General features: G+C 64.6%; 2 protein-coding genes. Both read left to right on the top strand.

Features of this window, described 5'->3' with window-relative positions:
* Positions 1 to 38: 38 nt before the first annotated feature.
* Positions 39 to 1,292: an FAD-dependent monooxygenase gene (locus QCE64_RS36280; protein WP_310009165.1), complete on the top strand. Its 1,254-nt coding sequence runs from the start codon at positions 39 to 41 to the stop codon at positions 1,290 to 1,292.
* Positions 1,293 to 1,336: 44 nt separating this feature from the next.
* On the top strand, positions 1,337 to 2,197 hold an 861-nt coding region (locus QCE64_RS36275; RefSeq protein WP_310009163.1), incomplete at its 3' end, for a fumarylacetoacetate hydrolase family protein.

Below are 2,197 nucleotides of genomic sequence, written 5' to 3'. Positions count from 1 at the left end.
GGCAGTCGACACGATCGATAAGGAACAGGAGACGAAGCATGGTGATGAAGTGCCGCATAGCAATTGTTGGCGGCGGTCTGGCTGGCACGGCCACGGCCAACGCGCTGAAGACGTTCGGCATTGACGCAGAGCTGTTCGAAGCGGCACCGGCGCTGGGCGAGATTGGCGCGGCAGTGAGCTGCAGCCCGCAGGCGGTCAAGGCGTTGTGGGGTCTGGGCGCACGCGAGCGCGTCGATGCAGTCGGTCATCGCTCGCCGGGCGAATACACGCGCAACATGCAGACGGGTGAGTTCCTCGAGTTCCGCGACCGCTTCAAGCTCGCGGAGAAGTGGGGCGCGCCGTACTACTCCTTCCATCGCGCAGATCTGCTCGATGCACTGGCCTCGACGCTCGACCCTGAACACATCCATCTTGGTCATCGCCTCGTTGGGGCAACACCGCGTGCAGATGGTGTCGAACTCGCATTCGAGAACGGCGCACGTGTCGAAGCGGAGTACGTGATCGGTGCGGACGGCGTGAAGTCGGTGCTGCGCCAGGCGCTGTATGGCAATGACAACCCGTCCTATACCGGCCAGATGGCGTGGCGCTCGCTGCTCGATGCAAGCGTGGTGCCGGAGTGGATTCTGGAGCCGAGCGGTCAGACCGAATGGGTGGGCCCCGGGGCGCACGTGCGCGCGTACTACATCCGCCAGAAGAAGCTGGTCAACATCGTCACGCAGCAGGACACGGGCGAGTGGGTGGAAGAGAGCTGGAACCGTCGCGGCGATCCGGACGAGATGCGCACGAGCTTCGCGAACCCGGAGCCACGTCTGAAGGCGCTGCTCGATCTGGTGACGGACTGCATGAAGTGGGGGCTGTTTGCGCGGCCGATCAACGGCAACTGGGGGCATGAGCGAATCCAGCTGATCGGCGATGCAGCGCACGCCATGGTGCCGAACGCAGGTCAGGGCGCGTGCCAGGCCTTCGAGGATGCATACGTGCTGGGGCGCTGGCTGTCGTCGTGCGAGGACCCGCTCGAAGCGTTCGCGAACTTCCGCCGGGTGCGCATTCCGCGTGTGCATGGTGTGCAGCGCCTTGCGCTGGCGAATCTGAACTTCAAGCACATGAGGGATCTGGGGGCGCAGAAGGAAGCGATCGCATCAGGCAAGGGCAGCATGCACGGCAAGAACGACTGGCTGTATGGCTTCGATCCGGCCAACGACTGGAACAGCACGCCCGTGGTGGCGGAACAGTATGCGGACCCGCCCGAGCAGGCTGCGGCCTTGCAGAACTCGGTGCCGAGCCCGGCGTGAAGCTTGGGGCACGTCCACGCAACCTCCTGATACGAAATCGAACGATGAAGATCTGCCGCTATAACGAAGGGCTGCCCGGACTGGTCGAGGGCGAACTCATTTATCCGCTCGCCGATGCGCTGAGCACGACGGGCGTCACCCGTGCGGGCGCGACGATGGCCGATGTGATCGACGCGCTTGCCAACCATCCGGCGGCGCAGGATGCCGTCGCGCTGGCCCGCCGGGGCGAGCCGCTGAAGCTTGCATCGGCACGTCTGCTTGCACCGATCGACAACCCGCCGGCGATCTGGGCGGGCGCGGCGAACTACCGCTCGCATCAGAGCGAGATGACGACTCGCGTGGGCGCCTATGACCGCTCGAAGCTCTCCGCCGACGAACTGATGGCGGAAGTGTTCCTGAAGCCGTCGTCGTCGATCGTGGGACCTGGTGGCACGGTGATCCTGCCGAAGATCGCGAAGCACGTGGACTTCGAGTGCGAGCTGTGCGTGGTGATCGGCAAGCACGCGAAGGATGTGAGTGCAGAAGATGCGCTCGACTACGTGTACGGCTACACGATGTGCTGGGACATCAGTCTGCGCGATCCGTGGGGCCGGCACCATAACACGCGCAACATCCGCAAGGGCTTCGACACGTTCTGCGGCGTGGGTCCGTGGTTCGTCACACGAGACGAGATCAGCGAGCCGCAGGACCTGCACATCGAGGTGCAGCAGAACGGCCAGACGGTGATGCAGGCGCACACGGCGGACATGATCAACGGTGTGCGCGATCTGATTCGCTTCCTGTCGTCGGTGACGACGCTCAAGCCGGGGACGCTGATCACGACGGGCACGCCCGCAGGCGTGTCGCAACTCGCGGAGGGTGACCGCCTGAAGGGCAGCATCGGCGGCATCGGTTCGATGGAACTG

Origin of the sequence: Caballeronia sp. LZ043 (genome assembly GCF_031451075.1) — a bacterium.
Taxonomy (GTDB): Bacteria; Pseudomonadota; Gammaproteobacteria; order Burkholderiales; family Burkholderiaceae; genus Caballeronia.
The sequence above is the reverse complement of the archived record's forward strand: the minus strand, read 5'-3'. Positions and strand labels throughout refer to the sequence as shown.

Bases quoted from the DNA above. Each gene is read 5' to 3' on its own strand.
- QCE64_RS36280 (WP_310009165.1), top strand. From the start codon at position 39: ATGGTGATGAAGTGCCGCATAGCAATTGTTGGCGGCGGTCTGGCTGGC.